This is a genomic window from Embleya sp. NPDC050493, assembly GCF_044458105.1.
Taxonomy (GTDB): Bacteria; Actinomycetota; Actinomycetes; order Streptomycetales; family Streptomycetaceae; genus Embleya.
Genome location: NZ_JBITHP010000007.1, coordinates 345,911 through 362,866, shown reverse-complemented (window position 1 = coordinate 362,866; position 16,956 = coordinate 345,911). Strand labels below are relative to the sequence as shown.

The following is a 16,956-nucleotide window of genomic DNA, read 5'->3' as shown; positions in this document are numbered from 1 at the left end:
TGCGTAACAGTCGCCCGTTACACGGCTCTTGTCGTCCTGGTCATCAAATCGCCACGGCGTTCACGGAGGGGGCAAAGCGCCAGTGCGCGAACATGCGGGGGTATCGCCGGGCGATCTCCTGCATCTTCGTGATGGCCTTCCGCTTGGCCGCGAGCCGTTTGTATTTCCGGCGGATCCAGCGCACCAGGTAGGTGTTGATACGCATCGTGAAGGGGATCAGTTCCCACGGCCTGAAACGGCCGTAGTAGTTGAGCCGGCCCGCCACTACAGGGTTGATCCTGCGGGCGAGCTCCTGGAAGGACAGATCCGAGCGGGTGTGCAGGTGCCAGGACCTCAACTCCCGCCCCATCTTCTTCAGGGCGTCCCTGCCGGCCGCCGGGTCGAACGACAAGAACAGGTTCCCGTGCCGACTCCGACTCCGCCTGGCGCGGAACGTGTACCCGAGGAAGGTGAACTCCGTGTGCTCGTGCGAGCCCCGGCGTTGTCCGTCCTTGCAATACACGATCCGGGTCCTGGCCGGATTCAGCCGCAACCCGACCTCGGCCATCCTGTTCCCGAGCGCGGCCAGCACCTGCCGGGCCTGCCCCTCGGTGACGCAGTGCAGCACCGCGTCGTCCGCATAGCGTTCGAACCAGACGGAGGGGAACTCCCGGGCCGTCCACGAGTCGAACGCGTAGTGCAGGAACAGGTTCGCCAACACAGGAGATACCGGGGCGCCTTGGGGCGTCCCGCACTCCCGGTCCAGCAGAGAGCCGTCGGGCATGGCGAGCGGGGCAGCGAGCCACCTCCGCACGTACAACTTCACCCAAACGGCGTCCGTGTGTACCTCCACCGCCTTGACCAGGAGGTCCCAGGGCACGCTGTCGAAGAACTTGGCGATGTCGAACTCCACCACCCAGTCCCGCTTCCAGCAGCGTCTCCGGCACTTCTCCACAGCGTCCAAGGCGGACCGCCCGGGCCGGTATCCGAAGCTGTCCGGATGAAAGACGGGTTTCACCCTTCGCATCAGATGCCGGGCCACCACGGTCTGGGCCACGCGATCAGCGACAGCGGGAATCCCAAGCACTCGCACGCCCTGACCGTGTGGCTTGGGAATGGCCACCGCACGCACCGGAGGTGGAAAATACGAGCCCGACGACATCCGGTTCCAGACCTTGTAGAGGTTGCTTTTCAGGTCCATCTCGAACTCGTCGACACTCTGCCCGTCCACTCCCGGTGCTCCCTATTCGCCCTGACTTCCTCCCATGCCTCTTTGACTTCCCACTTCGAAATCTCAAACGGCTTGACCTGTGATTTCAACTGGTCCACCGAACTCCTCCCGGACTTCGTCCGGTTGATGCGATCAACACAGTCACGAACGACCCGACCCCTTCGCTCCACCCCCATTACAGGGGCTTCATCACTACTACGACTCGGTCCGCCGGCACGCCCCGCATCGGTGCTCAGCCCCTCGCAGGGTCCGCTGCTTGGGGCGCTCCCTCTCGCCGCCACCACGCAGCAGCAGCATCGGGGCCCGCCTTCTCCTGTCCCATACGGAAGCCGCAAACCGGGATCACGTCGCCCACATGCCGGACACCACCTGGCCAATAGACGGGCACCCGCCAGGCTCATCCCGGAGCTCTGGTCACACCCCGGCTTCGATGCCGTCCGTTTTGTTCTCGACACGTCAGCAGCGATTCACTTGCGTTCGTCTTCCCGATCCCCACCTGACGCCTCTCGGGCGTCTTTTCCTCATCGCTCACCACGACGGTCTTCAGCCAACGCAGCATGAGGCGGTTTGGACCCCCCGCAGGGCGACTCCGAAGGGCCACAAAACCTTCATCTCCCGCACAGCACCACACCGGAAGCCGTCCCACAACCAACTCCCTTGCATGTTCAGGACACAAGACCAGCACAAACACGATCCGGGGCTTCAGACGGACGGGGTATGTGAAACACACCCGCGAGTTCCCAACGAAACCGCGATATCCCCAGGTCAAACCCCTCACGGCCCCACCCGGACAGCCACGAAACGTTCCCAACCAACCCGCAACACCACAGCCCACCCCACCACCCACACACCAAACACCACCCCCAGGCTCACGATCCGGGTGAACAGGGCCGCCGACTCCTTGTGCGCGTGTTCGAGGGCCTCGAAGTCCGCGAGATCAAGAGACAGCAGGCCGATCGCGTTGAGCGACTCGGTGACACCGGACAGATCGCCCTCCTCGGTGAACAGGGCCAGGGCCCGCCGCCACGTTGCCAGGGCCTCGTCGGTCCGGCGTTCCTCACCCGGGACCAAGGATTCGTTGGCGATGTTCTCGGCGACACCGAGAGGGAGGTCGAGTTCGCGGTGGATGTGGGCTTCTTCCCGGTGGACGGCCAACGCCTCGTCGAAACGTCCGCATCGGCGCAGGACCCGGGCCGAGGTTCTGCCGGGACCGTCCTTGACCCTCGAGGTCGTCCATGTCCAGGAACAGAGCGCGGGCGGCGAGGGTAGATTGTCGCCGGCGGATCGGCCCGAGGAGAGTGAAGCCGCGTGGCGCTGCGGGGTGGGGAACCGGACAACGAGATCGGTCGATGGTTGGTTGCCTTGGCACCGCCCGACGGGAACGTGTACGCCACGTCCGGGTCACTGAACCGATCGTCGGGTGACGCGGACGGGGCCGATCGCGGCGAGCGGCTGCTGCGCGCGATCACCGTGCAGGTGCACGAGCTGGCACGGGACGCGTTCGTGGGCTGGGAACGCATCGCCGACGGCGGCTCGCCCATGGCCTCGCCGGCCGAACTGGTGGGCCTGCTCGAACCGATCACCGCCGCGGCCGCCGTGCGGTTCTTGGCCCGCTTCGCCGCGCAGGACCTCGCGTACGGCGTCGAGTTCGTGAATCGCGAAGCGGCCCTGCGCAGCGCCACGCGCGTGGTCGACCTGCTCGGGCCGGGCGCGCTCTGGTGGTCCAACCACGACACGACGATCGGCGCCTGGAACCCGATCACCCCATGCACCTTCGACGGAGTCGTCGCCGGAACCGACGGTACCCGCTTCGCCGTACTCCTCCAACTCGCCGAGGACTGAAGGCTGTTCTGAGTTCCAATCATCCGGATGCGGGGTTCGACTGCGTGAGGAGCCAGGGTTCGGTAGAAGGTTTGGATGACGCGTGGTGATCCGGCCGATGGCGAGTGGGAATTGATCGAGCCGCTACTTCCGTTCGGGGAGCGCGGCCCGTATCCGGGGCGGCCGCGGGACTGTCTCGACGGGGTGATGTGGCGTTTCCGAACGGGCAGGCCGTGGCGGGACGTGCCCGAGCGGTACGGGCCCTGGCAGACCGTCTACCAGCGCTTTCAGGCGTGGGCCCTGGCGGGGACGTTCGAGGCCCTGATGGAAGCGATGATCGCCGAGGCCGCCGCACGCGGACAGGTCGAACTCGGCCTGGTGAGCGTGGACTCCACGGTCGTGCGCGCGCATCACGACGCGGCCGGGATGGTCGTCGACCCGAATCTCCATCAGGAGGTGGAGAAGATCGTCGACGAGGAAAAGGAATCCGCGAAAGGGGCAAAAAGGGTTCGCCGGCAGCCGTGACCGCTCCGGGCGCCGACGACGTGGCGGAGCCGGCCCGCGAGGAACGGCGGCGGGTGCGACGACGACACCGGGCGCGACGGCGGGCGGCCAGGTTGGGTCGCTCGCGTGCGGGCTCACCGGCAAGATCCATCTGTCGGCCGAACGCCGGTACCGACCGTTGTCGTTCGCCCTCACCCCGGGGCAGTTCGCGGAAAACCCGCGTTTCGTCGCGGTCGTCGAGGGGATCAGGGTGCGCGGGCCCGTCGGCCGCCCTCGCAGCCGCCGGATGCGCGCGTTCGCCGACCGCGTCGACTGGCTCACCCTGGTCTTCCTGCCGCCCTACGCACCCGACCTCAACCCGGTCGAGGGTAGTTGGGCGCACCTGAAGGGCGGGGCCCTGGCCAACCCCGGCGCCCGCACTCTCGACGAACTCGTCACCGTCGCCCGAAAAAGAGGCCTGTGGGACGTCCAACATCGCCCTGCACTCCTCGAAGGTTTCCTCGCAGCAACAGTCTGACGCGATGATCAACAAACGGATCCGCAAACCTCAGTGGCGGTGGTTTGTTAGTTCGGGAGGTAAAGGTGCAGGCCGCAGCCCGCGCCGACCGAGTTCATCAGGGCCTGTAACTGCGTGGTGGGGGCGCGTCCGACCAGGCCCGCCAATAGCGTTGAAGCGCGATCCAGGGGGCGGATCCAGGCGCGAACGGCCCGGATTGCTCGAGGCCAGGACGGCGATGGGGGTCTCGGGACGGTTTCGGGCCCCCTCTCTCCGGTGTCGTCGCGAGGCTTCGGCACCGCGTCGTTCGTCGACTCCTGTTCGGTGAACCAGGCGTCCCAGCAGAACGAGAACGCGCAGTTGACCAGCGTCTGGTGGCGGCGGATCGCCGTGTCGGAGCGGACTTGGAAGTCGGCCCACCCGAGTTCGTCCTTCACCTGCTTGTAGCTCTGCATCCAATGACGGATCCCATAGATGCGGACGATCTCCGTCAGGTCGGCGGCCGGGTGCGGGGCCTCGTCCTCGCGTGGGCCGCCCGGGCGGGGCAGGTTCGTGGCGAGATACCAGGTGGCCTTGGCCGGCAGCGTCGGCGGTTGCCACCACCAGCCGGGTCGTGCCGTCCGGGCCCCACCAGCCCAGCGTCGCGTCGGCGGCCCACCACGTCTCGGTGTGCCCGTCGCGGAAGGTGCGCATCACCGCGTTCCAGTCGCCCGGATCCCGCAGCCCGCCCCAGGACAGCTCGCGGGCGGCGTCGACAGGGGTGTGGGCCTGGTCGCCGTAGGCCCACGTCCCGTGCCGTGGCTTCAACGCCGTCACGAACGGCAGTCCGGCGTCGGCGAGTTCACAGCGGAAGCCGTCCTGGTCGCCGTACGCGCTGTCGGCGGCCACCGCCCGGAACGCGAACCCCGCATCGCGGGCGTGCCCCGCCAACTCCGCCCCGATCCGCAACTTGGTGCGGAATCCCGGGTCGTTCCTGCCCTTGGGGAAGTGCCGGGCCCGCGTGTAGGGAACGGCATGCAGTGGGTGATAGACCCGCTCGTCGGCCCACAGGGTGGTCACCGTGACGACCCCGTTGTCGGTCTTGCCCAACCGGCCCAGCCATTGGCGGCCCACGTGCGTGGTCGCGGTGCCGTGCTTGCGGTCCCCGGAATCGTCGATCACCAACACCCCCGCCCCGTGCGGGGCGGTCGCGGGCTCGGCACGCAGCAGTTCCAGTCGACGGGCGTTGATCCGTTCGTGGTCGCAGGTCGACTCGGAGAGGAAGAACTGCAGCCGCTGCACCGCCGGATGCCCGGCCCCGACCACCGGCTCCGCCCCTGCCAGGCAGATACCTCAGGCCCCTAACCCGTCAAGCTGTGGCGGCGAGTTCGATGGGGAACGCGCTCTGTTCGTCGAACAGTGCGCGGTTTTGCAGGCAGTGGCAGAGCTTTCCGAGCATGCGGTTGAAGAGGTTCCTCTGAGCGGCTGCATGCCAGTCTCCGTGGTCGTTGCGGCGTCGCCGGTAGTGGGCCTTGGCGCCGGGTGAGGCAGTGATCGCGGAGAACGCCCACAGGTAGCCCGCGTGGTTGAGCCGGTCGTTCTTCACCCACCGGCGGGTGATACTCGACTTCTTCCCGGAGACTCTGGTGATGGGCGAAGCTCCCGCGTACGCCTTGAGCCCGCGAGCGTCGGCGAAGCGGTTGCGGTCGTCTCCGATCTCGGCGAGCACCCGGGCGCCGATCTGGATGCCGAGTCCGGGAAAGCTGACGATGATCTGTGCGTCCGGGTGCTGAGGGAAAGCTTCTTCCGCCGCCTCGGCGAGGTCGGCGGCAGCGATGCAGGCGGCCTGCAACTGGACCAGGAGCGCAAGCATCTGCCTGCCCAACGCCTCTTCGACCATCGACGGCTGGTGGGCCCAGTCGGCCCGGAAGACCTCACGGAGCCGCTCAACCTCGGCCGCGATGCCCCGCTGTCGGCCGGCCCGCTTGAGCGCGGCCTCCAGTTGCGTGCGGGTCAACCGCGCGGCCCGGGTCGGTGTCGGGGCGGCCTTGAGAGGCGCGTGGGCCTCCGGGCGGCATAGACCGTTCCGCCAGGACTCGAAGGCCGCCAGGGCGGCCGGGTAGTACTCCCGCAGCAGCGAGCGGAGCTGATTGGAGATCTGCTGCCGGTTCCATGTCGCGTCCTGCTGGGCGCGGGCCAGGACGGCGATCGCGCGGCCGAGGTCACTGTCCGCCGGCAGTGGCCGGTGGGCGTGCATGTCGGTACGCAGGATGTTCGCCAGGACCAGAGCGTCGCCCGAGTCGGACTTCTTGCGCGAGACGCTGTGCCGGTCGCGATAGCGGGCGGCAGCCATGGGGTTGATCGCGAACACCTGCCGCTTCCCGGTCCGCAGGACGGCGACCAGGAGGCCGCGGGAGGTCTCGATAGCCACCCGGATAGGGACCACCTCGGTGTCGCCGTACTCGGCAGCAGATCCAGCAGGATCTTGTAGCCGGCGGCGTCGTCGGTGATGTGCCGCTTGGCCAGTAGCCGGCCACCCTCGTCGACCAGGGCGACGTCGTGTGTCCGTTCCGCCCAGTCGATGCCGCAGTAGATCAAGATGTTCCTCTCCTTTGCTGTTTTCGCTGGTCACGAGCCCATGCGGGCCACGCGGCGACCCAATCCCAGGACTCGACTCGAACGCCGGTCCGCCACCTCAGTAGCCGTTCGTGGCACCAGCTCACCCCACGGGCCTCGGTCCATGCGGGAGCTCGGACGGCTCGGGCTTAACAAGAGGTCACCGTGCGGCGGGCTCGCACCACAAACACCAACGAGGGATCAGTGCACGGGTGTTGACGCTGGGCGGCACCGGGCACCGCCCTGCCTCGGCTGGGGTCTCAGGGGCCGGGCAGCCTCGAGGCGTCCACCCGGCGCAACGAGCGCCGGCACCATTGCCGCACCGTGGTGAACCGCGAGGACACCGGACGCCGCCTTGACCTGCGGCCGGCCCGCTCCTTCCTGCGTGACATCTCGTCTTCCCTGATGGGGCAGGGCGCGGCCCGGACGCCCCGGCGTACCGGGTCGTCCATCGACCATTGGGCGAGGTCGAGGTGGAACGCCCGAACGATCGCCATGTAGTTGATGCCGCGGGTGGCTCGCGGGATCCGGACTCCTGGCCGCGCGAGAACTCGCACACCGCCTGCCTGACGGCATGAGCCTGTACAACGCCAATCCCGGCATGGTCAAGGGCACCGGGATGAACAGCAACGCCGGCGGTCTGATGCAGCTGACCGCCCCGCTGTTCCGTCCGTTCGCCATCACCCGGACGAAGGTGTGCAGACCCCAGTCTGGCTCGCCGGCGCCTCGCCCACACCGAGCCCCAGCGGCGGCTTCTCCAGCGATTCCCAGCCGGACACCCCTTCGCGCCTGGCCCTGATCGACGCTCTCGCCCGGACCGTCTACACCAAAACCGCAGCCCTCCTCGGGGTGGAGCTCCTCACGAGGTAGTCCTCGACCGAGATTCGGAGAGCGGGTTTCGAGATGCGGAGTGCCCCTTCAGGGCGACGGCGGATGTCCTGGTGCCACGCGGGGACGATGCGGCGCGCGCGGGGTGCGAGACGCCCCATGCCGTTCTTGTACAGGTACTTGATCACGGGATGTTGTTCCGGACATCGCCGTGACAGGAAGCCGTATCGTCCGGTGGGTCAGCCCGCCGCGGCCAGTCCCGAGCGGTAGGCGATGATCACCAACTGGACCCGGTCGCGCGCGCCGAGCTTGGTCAACAGGTGGCCGACGTGGGTCTTCGTGGTGCCTTCGGTGATGTGCAGCCGCCGGGCGATCTCGCCGTTGGTACAGCCGTCGGCGATCAGGGCGAGGACCTCGCGCTCGCGGGCGGTGACGACGGCGAGCGGATCGGGCCCGGGTGGCGGCTGCACGGGTCCCGCGGTCGGGCGGGCGGCGAACTCGGCGATCAAGCGGCGGGTCACGCTCGGCGCGATCAGCGCGTCGCCGGCCGCGACCACCCGGATCGCGGCGAGCAGTTCCGCCGGCGGGGTGTCCTTGAGCAGGAAGCCGCTCGCGCCGCCGCGGAGCGCGTCGTAGACGTACTCGTCCAGGTCGAACGTGGTCAGGATCAGCACCCGCACCCCCGGCACCCCGGGCGGGCCGCCCGCGCCGGTGATCAACCGGGTGGCCTCGAGGCCGTCCATGTCGGGCATCCGGATGTCCATCAGGACCACGTCGGGCCACTCTCGCCGGGCGAGTTCGACCGCGGCCACGCCGGTGCCGGCCTCGCCGACCACGTCGAAGCCGGGCGCGGCGGCCACGATCCCGCACAGCCCCACCCGTACCAGGGTCTGGTCGTCCGCGACCAGCACCCGCACGCTCACCGGGCCCGCCCGGCGAGCGGCAGCACGGCGGCGACACGGAAGCCCCGTTCGGGCAACGGCCCGGCGCTGAACTCGCCACCGTACAAACCGACCCGCTCGCGAACCCCGGCCAATCCGTGCCCGCCGGGCGCGATCGGGCCGCCGCGCCCGCGGTCGACGACCTCGATCGCCAACTCGTCCTCCCGGTAGGTGACTTCCAGCCGGGCAGCCCGGGTGTGCGCGTGCCGCACCACGTTGGTCAGCGCCTCCTGGACGATCCGATACGCGGACAATTCGATGCCGGCCGGCAGCTCGCGCGGGTCGCCGACGACGATCAGGTCCACCCGTACGCCCGCCCGCGTCGTCTGCTCGACCAGCGACCCCAGGTCGGCCAACCCCGGCGCGGGCAGCCGATCCGCAGGCGCTCCCGCCCGCAACACGCCCAGCAGTCCCCGCATCTCGTGGATGGTGTCGCGACTGGTGGCCCGGATCGCCGCGAGCGCGGCCCGGGCCTCCTCGGGCCGGGTGTCGAGCACGAAACCGCCGTATCCGGCCTGCACGTTCACCACTCCCAGGCTGTGTGCCACCACGTCGTGCACCTCGCGGGCGATCCGCAGCCGCTCCTCCGCGAACTCGGACCGAACCACGTGGGCGTGATGCTCGCGCACCTCGGCCGCGTACGCGCGATGGCGCCCGGCCGCGTACCCGACGGCCCACGCGCACACCGAGAACAGCACCGGCAACCACCCGTTGCGCCGCAGCTCGGCCGACCCGAACCACCACGCCGCGCTGCCGACCAGGGCCGAACCGAGCACCACGAGCCCCGACCGCGGCCGATAGCGGATCGCCGCGACGTACACGACCGCCATCGTCGCGAGCACCACGAACGGACCGCCCACCACGAGCGCGATGGTGAGCCGTCCGTCGACCGCCACCACCACCAGCCACGCGGCCAGGATCGTGCCGGCGGCAGGCAGCGGCCACACCCGGCGCGCGGCGAACGCGAGACCCAGGAGCACGACCGCCGCGAGGGCGACGCCCAGCTCGCCGGCGGAGGGCTCCGGGTAGCCCCGCCCGTGCGGGTCGTAGTGGTGATACGCGTTCACCACCCGTACCCCTGCGATCGGCGTCGCGACGAGTGCCACGACGACGTCCAACGCCACCCAGTGACCGGGCCGCAACCTCTTGGTCAGCGGCCGCGCCGGTTCGAAATCCATGCAGCTCAGCGTAGATGTGCCGGTCCGCCCGGCCATCGATCGCGAGACCTATGACCACGGTCGTACGCCGCTCGGCCGGCCATGGCCGCAGGGGGACGACGCGGGCGCGTCGCCCCTACACGGTGGAGGACGTATCCGCGAACTGGGAGAAGAGATGATCGAAGTCCTCGGACTCACCAAGAGGTACGGCGCCACGGTGGCCGTCGACGACCTGACGTTCACCGTCGAACCGGGCCGGGTGACCGGCTTTCTGGGTCCCAACGGGGCGGGCAAGTCCACCACGATGCGGATGATCCTGGGCCTGGACGCCCCAAGCTCCGGCCGTGCGCTCGTCGACGGCCGGCCCTACCGCAGCCTGGATCGGCCGCTGCGCGTGGTCGGCGCGCTCCTGGACGCGGGCGTCGGGCACGGCGGGCGCAGCGCCTACAACCACCTCGCGAGCGTCGCGGCGAGCAACGACATCCCGCGCCGACGGGTCGACGAGGTGCTGGAGACGACCGGCCTGAGCGACGCGGCTCGGCGCCGGGTCGGCGGGTTCTCGCTCGGGATGCGGCAGCGCCTGGGGGTCGCCTGCGCGCTGCTCGGCGACCCGCGGGTATTGCTGCTGGACGAGCCGGTCAACGGCCTCGATCCGGACGGTATCCGGTGGATCCGCACGCTCATGCGCGACCTCGCGGCGCAGGGCCGGACCGTGTTCGTGTCCAGCCACCTGATGAGCGAGATGGCGCTCACCGCGGACCACGTGATCGTGGTCGGCAAGGGTCGGCTGATCGTCGATACCGACATGGCCGAGTTCGTGCGAGGCAGCTCGCGGACCGATGTGCGGGTGCGCTCCCCGCACGGCGCCGAACTCGCCCGGCTGCTCACCGCCGAAGGGGCGACCGTGGTCACCGAACCCGACGGGGCGCTGGCGGTGGTGGGCCCGGACTTCTCCCGGGTCGGCGAGATCGCCGCTGCCCATGGGCTGGTGATCCACGAACTCGCGGTTCGCCAGGCGTCGTTGGAGGAGGCTTACCTGGAGATCACCGACGAGAGCGTCGAGTATCGGGGCGACATCGCAGGCGCGGACACCGCCGCCGACGACACCACCCGCGGCGGCACCGTACGGAAGGGCCCGCGGTCATGATGTCTGTGCTCATCCCCGGGGGCGTGCTCGCCTCGGAATGGATCAAACTGCGTTCGATCCGCTCCACCTACCTGATGGTCGGCCTCGCGGCTGTGGTGGCGCTCGGCCTCGGCGCGTTCGACTACGCCAATCTGGTCGCAGACTGGGACGACATGTCGGCCGACAAGCGCGCGGCGTTCGACCCGGTCCGATTCGGCTTCAGCGGCGGCTATTACGTCGTGGTGCTCGCGCTCGGCGCGCTGGGGGTGCTGTGCACGAGCTCGGAGTACGGCTCGGGCCTGATCCGGATCACCTTCGCCGCCGTGCCCCGCCGTCGTCGGGTGTTGGCGGCGAAGGTGCTGGTCACCGGCGGCCTGACGCTCGCGGTCGGGGAGACGATCGCGTTCGCGACGTACTTCGTCGGCCGCTCGATCCTGGCCGACAAGCATCTCGACGTCGGCCTGGGCGACCCGCACGTGCTGCGCGCTGTGACCGGGACCGGCGCGTTCGTGGCCGTGATGGCCGTACTCGGCCTGGCCATGGGTGTCATCGTGCGGCACTCGGCAGGCGCGGTCACAGCCTTGTTCGGCCTGTTCTTCGTCGCGCCGATGGTGACCGCCGCGAGCGACACCGCGCAGAGCTGGACGCTCCAGTCGGTGTTCCAGGCCCTGAGCACGACGACCGGCCCCGGGCAGGACGGACGTCCCTCGATCACCATGGCAGTGGTGGAATGCGCCGTCTACCTCGTGCTCGCCCTGGGGTCGGCCGGGTGGCTGCTGGAGCGCCGGGACGCCTGACCGGCCGGCCGTTCGGGCCCGGCAGTCACGGCGCCTGCGGAATGGAGGCGTTCGGGGAGCCCGTTGCCATGACGGCGTCGACGTCGGCGGCGGCCTCGGCGCGCATGTGGCGACACCGTGGCCAGGACACAGCGCCGCCGGGGACGTAGGAAGTCACTCGGACGAGACACCGTTCCAATGTCTGGAGAACCGTCCCACTTCGGCTCGAAACAGCCGTTCTCAGGCAATTCCTGCACGGATCTCGCCAGTATCGGTTCGTCGGGTACCCGCATCGTCATGGACCCCCGCTACCACGCGGGTTCGCCCGTCACCCGTCGAGCGCGGGCGGGTCGGCGTCGCTGGGGAGGCGCGGGAAGGCGGCTCACGAAATCGTCGGGTCGCGATCCGTCGCATCGGTCGGCATGTCGGTTGCGGGCAGGACGGCCGGTGGGCTCGCGCGGTCGTCGCAGGATCCGGTTCTCGGGGTGGGGGCTCGCGATCGCCGACGCGAGTGCGTCGAGTCTGACCTGCAAGGTGGTGGCGTCGGTGCGGGCGGCGCGCAACGCCTTCTTGCGCGGCGATCTCCGATCGTCCCGGCACGCACGCCACCCCATTGTGCGCTTGTGACACCCCTCGCGATGGGTTACGCCCGGATGCGCCCCGCAGACGACGCCGATTCGCGATGATCACGCGAGACGATCGGGCCATGCGGGGCCCGGACGACGATCAGGGGGCACCGTGACGGACGAGTCCGCACCCAAAACACACGCATCCTTGGAGATCGGCATCAACCGCGCACATCCCGCGCGCATGTACGACTACTACCTCGGCGGAACCACGAACTTCGACCCGGACCGCGAGGCGGCCGACGCCGCACTCACGGCATTCCCCACCCTGCGGACCACGGCCCGCGAAAACCGCGCATTCCTCCTGCGCGCCGTCGAGCACCTCGCCCGCTCGGGCATCCGAAACTTCGTGGACATGGACACCGGCATCCCCGCCCCCGGGCGCAACACACACCACGTGGCCCAGGCCATCCGCGACGACGCCCGGGTCGTCTACGTCGACAACGATCCGATCGTCCTGACCCTGGCCCAAGCCCTGCTCACCAGCGGACCCCGCGGCAGCACCGCCTACATCAACGCCGATCTGCGCCGCCCGGAGTCGATCACCCAACACCCCGAACTCACCCGCACACCGACCACCGACGAACCCGTCGCCCTCCTCCTGGTCGCCATCCTGCACTTCATCCCCGACGACCAGAACCCCCTCGACCTGCTGCGCCGCCTCACCGGGCGACTGCCCTCGGGCAGTCGCCCGGTCATCTCCCACGCCACCGACGACTACGACCCCCAGGGCTGGGCCGGACTCGTCCGCGCCTACGCCGACGCCGGAATCACCGTACGCCCACGCAGCCTTCACGAAGTGGCGGACCTCCTGGGCGACCGGGAGATCGAGGAACCCGGCGTGGTGCCCGTGTCGCAATGGCGCCCCACCGGCGAGACACACACCGACCCCGCGCTCGTGTCCTGTTACGGAGCCGTGGCACGCAAGACGTGAGCCGCCGCCGGCGACCGGTCCCGGTCCACGTCGGAGAGGCCGGGCCGGGCAGGCCGTCGACGTCCATGCCCGCGACCGAACAGGCTCGAAGCCGGGGGCCCGCCGGCAAGGGAGTCGGCACCGCCAGGGCCGACGGCAGCGCGGACATCCGCCTCACCGATTCGGCGGCTCCGGCGCGAGCCTTCCGGACCGGCGAATTCGCCTACGCGTCCACCGCGAACCACCCGGCCCGCAACCCATCGGATCCGCCTCACCTGTCGCCTGCCACGGACGTCTCGGCGCGCTGCGCAATGGCCGCCGGCCGCACATCCGGGCCTGACGGCTTCGCCGCCCCCGGTGATGCGGTGTCACGACGTGCCGTCGGCCCTGCCGGGGTCGTTCGGGTGGGAATCCAGCGGGGTGACCGCAATGGTCATCCACGGGCGGAGCGGAAGTGTGCCGAGAACCTTCTCCTGTAGTTCGTCCTCGTTTGCGGCCCGCCAAATCCCGATGCTGCGCAGTTCGCCCACCGGCCGCCACAACCGCGCGAGGTTTCCGGAGACGGCCAGTTCGTGGGCACGGGCGGCTTCGGCGGCGCGCCGCCGGTCCACCTCGTCCTGACCGGTGCCCTCGGGAATCGTCGTGGTGATCTCGACCAGGAACTCCCGCATGTGCACGACTCCGTTCTCCGAGGCGCTCGGCACGGACCCTGTACCTCGCGGGGACAGGTCGTGCACGACGCACTGGTTGCTGTCTCGTGTGACACACCGGCGACACGCGCGTCCATGCCTAGGGAGCGCGCCAGGTGTTGTCAAAGGCGTCCTGCTCGATGGTGCGCCGCTGTCGTACGGCGGCCAGCTCCGTCACCGCGTCCTCGACTGCGGTGAGGACGGTCGCCACGGGCCCCTCGGACGGAGCCGACTGCGCGCCTTCGTCGTTGCCGGGGATGCCTGCCCCCGCGGCCGCCAGTGCCGTGAGGACGGGTTCGTGGTCGGCCGACCGGTCCTTGGCGTGCCGGTGGTCTGCGGAATCGGAGACCACGACCCGGCCGGTGGAGAACGGGGCCCATCGGCGACGTCGTCGGGACAGTTGGCCCTCCGACGCCAAGGTGGCCGCATACGTGGCAGCCAGGTTTCGGCCCCTGCGCCAGAGCCAGTCCTCGACCGACTCCGGCGGCCCTTCTCGGCTGAGCATCGACACGGCCTCGTTCAGGAGGGGGTCGTCCAGGGCGATCGGGATACCGGGAACGATCAGGTCGCCGTCCAGGGTGACGGTTTCCGCCGCGAGGAGGTCGACGAGTTCGGCACCGGCCAGGGCGAGGGACAGGTCACCCTGCCTGACAGTGCCGTCCGGCGCCGCGTCCATGGCGGTGATCATCAGATCGCGGGCTGTCGTCATAGCGGCTCCACGTCATGGGCGACGGGAAGACCACGGGCCGGTGTCGGCGCTTCCCGCCTACGAGCCTAGGGACGGCGGGCGGAGACCGCACCCTCGATGTGCTCGTGAGGAGCGCGGGGCCGCGCCGCCGCCCCTGTGGATGCACCGCCGTGGCCCTTCGAAGAGCGTTCACCGCCGGGCGGCGTCCCTTGCGGGCCGACCACAGGAGTCCTTTGCGGTACGGGCTGTTGGTGAGGAAGTCGATTTCGCGGCGGACACGGTCCGGTGGGGTGTTCGGGGCGCGGGTGAATGCGGCGACTGCGGCGTCGAGGGTGCCGTCGACCGCGAGGACTCGTAGATGGCCAGGCACTGCGTGTTGTAGCCGGTGCCCAGGCCGCCGGTGCGTTCGTCGCCGATCACCAGCCCGCCGTGGTTCAGCCAGCGCAGGTATGTCGGGATGGCCAGGCGTCTGTTGCGCCCGGGCGGTCGCAGGTGGTCCACCGCGTCGTGGGGATGGGCGATGTGCCAGTCCAGGACGCCCTGCGGGTCGTCCTCGTGCAGGCACTCGTCCAACTCCTGCGTCCACCAGCAGTCTTCGCAACGCACGATTGTGCTCGGCGCGCCGAACACCTGGAGCGGGCGATGTGGTCCATCGGTCACATATCGACGCTACCGAGGCCGACTGGGTCTGTCGGACGAATCGGGAAATCCCGTGGGCCGGGACCTGTGGCACGCGTGTGATCGGTGCCGACGGCGTCGATCGGGTGCCGCGCGCCCAACGGCCGGCTTTCACGTACTCGACATCGCGTGAGGGCCCGCCTGGGCACCGCACCGCGCCGCCCCCTCGCCCCCCGGGGGACCACGCTCGCCGAAGGAGGACGGGTGAGGAAACGGCGCCCGGACGAGGACGGCCGTCCGCTTCGGGCGGCGCGGACGGCGGCGGGCCGTGACCTGGTAGGGCACCACATATGCCGACCGCACCTACACCCAGGTCCGCGCGGGCATACTCTCCCGCCTGGCAGGCGACAGAAACGCCGCCCGTCAGCGCAGGCGGGATCGGGTGCTCGCCGAGGCGCAGGCGCGACACGCGCACCTGTGGAACGAGGAATCCGGTGCCTATCTCGTCGGGGAACGCGACGGCCACCCCGTCACCGTCGAACCCGCGCCCCTCGGCCGCTGGCACATCGCCCACCGCGCGGATCCCGATGGCGATACCAGAGCCTGGAGACCGCGATCACCGACGCCACCACGTGGCCCCCGACCCCGCTCGTCTGGAGACGTGAACAGGCGGCTCCCCGGGTGGCTCGATCACGGCGAGGAGGATCGCCTCGACCCGTTGGCCCGCTCGCGCCGTCATCACGGCATCGCTACCTGGGACGGCCCCTTCGCTCTTTTCGGTCCGGCACACCACTGCATCGGGGATGTCCGTGCCGCAAGGGCCGACAACGACGCGCGAATCCCTGTGACACGGGTGGATCGATTCCCGGACATACGGGGTGGCTGCCCGGCCGGCGGGTGCGACGGACGGCGTCGTCTTGGACGACGAGATCTACGACGCGTACCTCGACGAGCGGGTCCGCCTCCGGCTGGACGTATGAGGCCACCGGCGGCCGGCCGGGCCGCGTAGGCGTGGCCGCCGCGTCGACGGGGGAGTTCACAGGGCATGGGTCGTAGAGGTCGGGTTCGTGCGAGTGGTGTCCCTGCGGCGCGGTCGAGGGCGCAGGCGCCGTCGTTCACGCCGGGTGTGATGTTCCGGGAGCGGGTCGAGGTGATCGGTGATCGGGTGTTCCCGGCGATGTACCGGTTCGACTTCGACGGCGAGCCGGTCGAGGTCGACGCCGCGAAATCCCTGTGGGCGCTGGGACACGGACTGATCCCGGCCCGCGGGGAACCCACCATGGCCGCGCTCGTGCTGTTGTACCTGGAGGAGCGGCCGATCCCGCTGCCCGGCGAGGACACCGCACCGACCGACGTCGACCAGGTCCTCGACGCCGCCCGGCGCCTGGTCGCGGTCGGAGCAGTCGGCCACGACGACGAACACGGCGGATACCTCGTCCCCCGCTACCACCTCCCGCGTTCAGGAGATAGCACCGAGGCGCCGCCGGGTCGGCATCGCCCGAGCGGCCCGGGACCCGGCTGGCGCGAGTTCGGGTCCCGGCCTGTCAGGGCGGTCAGCAGTTCAATGATCCGGGCGTTCGCGGCACGCTGCTCGGCGACGAACGCGGTGAGCTCGCTCAGCGTCTCGCCAAGGTCGTCCTGGACGCGGGAGATCTTCTCCAGCAGGTCCGTGCGGGATTGTTCGACGCGCCGGCGCCGGCGGGCGGCCAAGGCCTCCGTGCGGTCCAGGACATCCCGGGTCTCGGCCAAGCGCTCGAGCGCGGCGACGCGCCGCTCGAGCTGGACATCGGCAACGCTCTGGTAGATCGGGGCCCGGTCGTCGTCGGACACGCGGTTCATCCTCCCGAAGTGGTCCGCCCGGTGTGAGGACCACCGGACCCCTCGGACACCGAGCCGACGCATTCGGATCATCCCCCAGCGCACCGACGTCGCGCCAGCGGTCGTAAAATCTGCCGAAACCCGGGAACC

The 16,956-nt window shown here is 69.9% G+C and carries 17 protein-coding genes and 1 pseudogene; 7 read left to right on the top strand and 11 right to left on the bottom strand.

All coding sequences use genetic code 11. The annotated features are described in order from the left end of the window. Positions 1–43: 43 nt before the first annotated feature. Both ltrA and ACIBM5_RS17505 read right to left on the bottom strand, forming a co-directional pair. Complete coding sequence (ltrA, locus tag ACIBM5_RS17510) at positions 44–1,180, bottom strand: group II intron reverse transcriptase/maturase (protein WP_396007683.1); 1,137 nt, start codon at positions 1,178–1,180, stop codon at positions 44–46. An 804-nt stretch (positions 1,181–1,984) separates the two neighbouring features. After that, positions 1,985–2,365, bottom strand: a complete 381-nt coding sequence (locus tag ACIBM5_RS17505) for a hypothetical protein (protein WP_396007658.1) — start codon at positions 2,363–2,365, stop codon at positions 1,985–1,987. 153 nt (positions 2,366–2,518) lie between these two features. On the opposite strand from ACIBM5_RS17505, the gene ACIBM5_RS17500 reads away from it, so the two are divergent. The 3 genes from ACIBM5_RS17500 to ACIBM5_RS17490 all read left to right on the top strand — a co-directional run bounded on the left by ACIBM5_RS17500 (position 2,519) and on the right by ACIBM5_RS17490 (position 4,052). Next, on the top strand, positions 2,519–3,052 hold the full coding sequence (locus ACIBM5_RS17500; RefSeq protein ID WP_396007657.1) for a hypothetical protein: 534 nt from the start codon (positions 2,519–2,521) through the stop codon (positions 3,050–3,052). A gap of 75 nt (positions 3,053–3,127) precedes the next feature. Then, complete coding sequence (locus ACIBM5_RS17495) at positions 3,128–3,556, top strand: transposase (RefSeq protein ID WP_396007656.1); 429 nt, start codon at positions 3,128–3,130, stop codon at positions 3,554–3,556. Positions 3,557–3,713: 157 nt separating this feature from the next. Continuing rightward, a complete protein-coding gene (locus ACIBM5_RS17490; protein WP_396007655.1) occupies positions 3,714–4,052 on the top strand; it encodes a transposase in 339 nt (112 codons plus the stop codon). Between the two features lie 30 nt (positions 4,053–4,082). Here ACIBM5_RS17490 and ACIBM5_RS17485 read toward each other — a convergent pair whose 3' ends face one another. Next, positions 4,083–5,312 carry a transposase gene (locus ACIBM5_RS17485; RefSeq protein ID WP_396007654.1) on the bottom strand — a complete coding sequence of 410 codons (1,230 nt, stop codon included), beginning with the start codon at positions 5,310–5,312 and terminating at the stop codon, positions 4,083–4,085. A gap of 67 nt (positions 5,313–5,379) precedes the next feature. Continuing rightward, positions 5,380–6,608 (bottom strand): annotated as a pseudogene (locus ACIBM5_RS17480) (IS110 family transposase). A gap of 714 nt (positions 6,609–7,322) precedes the next feature. Between ACIBM5_RS17480 and ACIBM5_RS17475 the strand changes: the two are divergent. Continuing rightward, the gene (locus ACIBM5_RS17475) at positions 7,323–7,496 is read left to right on the top strand and encodes a hypothetical protein (RefSeq protein WP_396007653.1); all 174 of its coding nucleotides are present in this window, start codon (positions 7,323–7,325) and stop codon (positions 7,494–7,496) included. Between the two features lie 197 nt (positions 7,497–7,693). Here the strand turns inward: ACIBM5_RS17475 and ACIBM5_RS17470 are convergent, their stop codons facing one another. Then, entirely contained in the window at positions 7,694–8,377 is a 684-nt protein-coding gene (locus ACIBM5_RS17470) for a response regulator (protein ID WP_396007652.1), read from the bottom strand. Further along, on the bottom strand, positions 8,374–9,573 hold the full coding sequence (locus tag ACIBM5_RS17465) for a sensor histidine kinase (RefSeq protein ID WP_396007651.1): 1,200 nt from the start codon (positions 9,571–9,573) through the stop codon (positions 8,374–8,376). The genes ACIBM5_RS17470 and ACIBM5_RS17465 overlap by 4 nt, the downstream gene beginning before the upstream one ends. A gap of 154 nt (positions 9,574–9,727) precedes the next feature. On the opposite strand from ACIBM5_RS17465, the gene ACIBM5_RS17460 reads away from it, so the two are divergent. The 3 genes from ACIBM5_RS17460 to ACIBM5_RS17450 all read left to right on the top strand — a co-directional run bounded on the left by ACIBM5_RS17460 (position 9,728) and on the right by ACIBM5_RS17450 (position 13,014). After that, positions 9,728–10,699: an ABC transporter ATP-binding protein gene (locus tag ACIBM5_RS17460; protein WP_396007650.1), complete on the top strand. Its 972-nt coding sequence runs from the start codon at positions 9,728–9,730 to the stop codon at positions 10,697–10,699. Continuing rightward, positions 10,696–11,475, top strand: coding sequence for an ABC transporter permease (locus tag ACIBM5_RS17455; protein WP_396007649.1), 780 nt, complete (start codon positions 10,696–10,698; stop codon positions 11,473–11,475). The genes ACIBM5_RS17460 and ACIBM5_RS17455 overlap by 4 nt, the downstream gene beginning before the upstream one ends. Before the next feature lie 717 nt (positions 11,476–12,192). Then, on the top strand, positions 12,193–13,014 hold the full coding sequence (locus ACIBM5_RS17450; RefSeq protein WP_396007648.1) for an SAM-dependent methyltransferase: 822 nt from the start codon (positions 12,193–12,195) through the stop codon (positions 13,012–13,014). A gap of 347 nt (positions 13,015–13,361) precedes the next feature. Here ACIBM5_RS17450 and ACIBM5_RS17445 read toward each other — a convergent pair whose 3' ends face one another. The 5 genes from ACIBM5_RS17445 to ACIBM5_RS17425 all read right to left on the bottom strand — a co-directional run bounded on the left by ACIBM5_RS17445 (position 13,362) and on the right by ACIBM5_RS17425 (position 16,818). Next, a complete protein-coding gene (locus ACIBM5_RS17445) occupies positions 13,362–13,664 on the bottom strand; it encodes a muconolactone Delta-isomerase family protein (RefSeq protein WP_396007682.1) in 303 nt (100 codons plus the stop codon). 118 nt (positions 13,665–13,782) lie between these two features. Further along, the gene (locus ACIBM5_RS17440) at positions 13,783–14,391 is read right to left on the bottom strand and encodes a GPP34 family phosphoprotein (RefSeq protein ID WP_396007647.1); all 609 of its coding nucleotides are present in this window, start codon (positions 14,389–14,391) and stop codon (positions 13,783–13,785) included. Positions 14,392–14,559: 168 nt separating this feature from the next. Further along, on the bottom strand, positions 14,560–15,030 hold the full coding sequence (locus tag ACIBM5_RS17435; RefSeq protein WP_396007646.1) for a hypothetical protein: 471 nt from the start codon (positions 15,028–15,030) through the stop codon (positions 14,560–14,562). Positions 15,031–16,024: 994 nt separating this feature from the next. Next, positions 16,025–16,411 carry a hypothetical protein gene (locus ACIBM5_RS17430; RefSeq protein ID WP_396007645.1) on the bottom strand — a complete coding sequence of 129 codons (387 nt, stop codon included), beginning with the start codon at positions 16,409–16,411 and terminating at the stop codon, positions 16,025–16,027. A 20-nt stretch (positions 16,412–16,431) separates the two neighbouring features. Next, positions 16,432–16,818 (bottom strand): hypothetical protein, encoded by a 387-nt coding sequence (locus tag ACIBM5_RS17425; RefSeq protein WP_396007644.1) that lies wholly within the window; start codon positions 16,816–16,818, stop codon positions 16,432–16,434. Between the last annotated feature and the right edge of the window lie 138 nt (positions 16,819–16,956).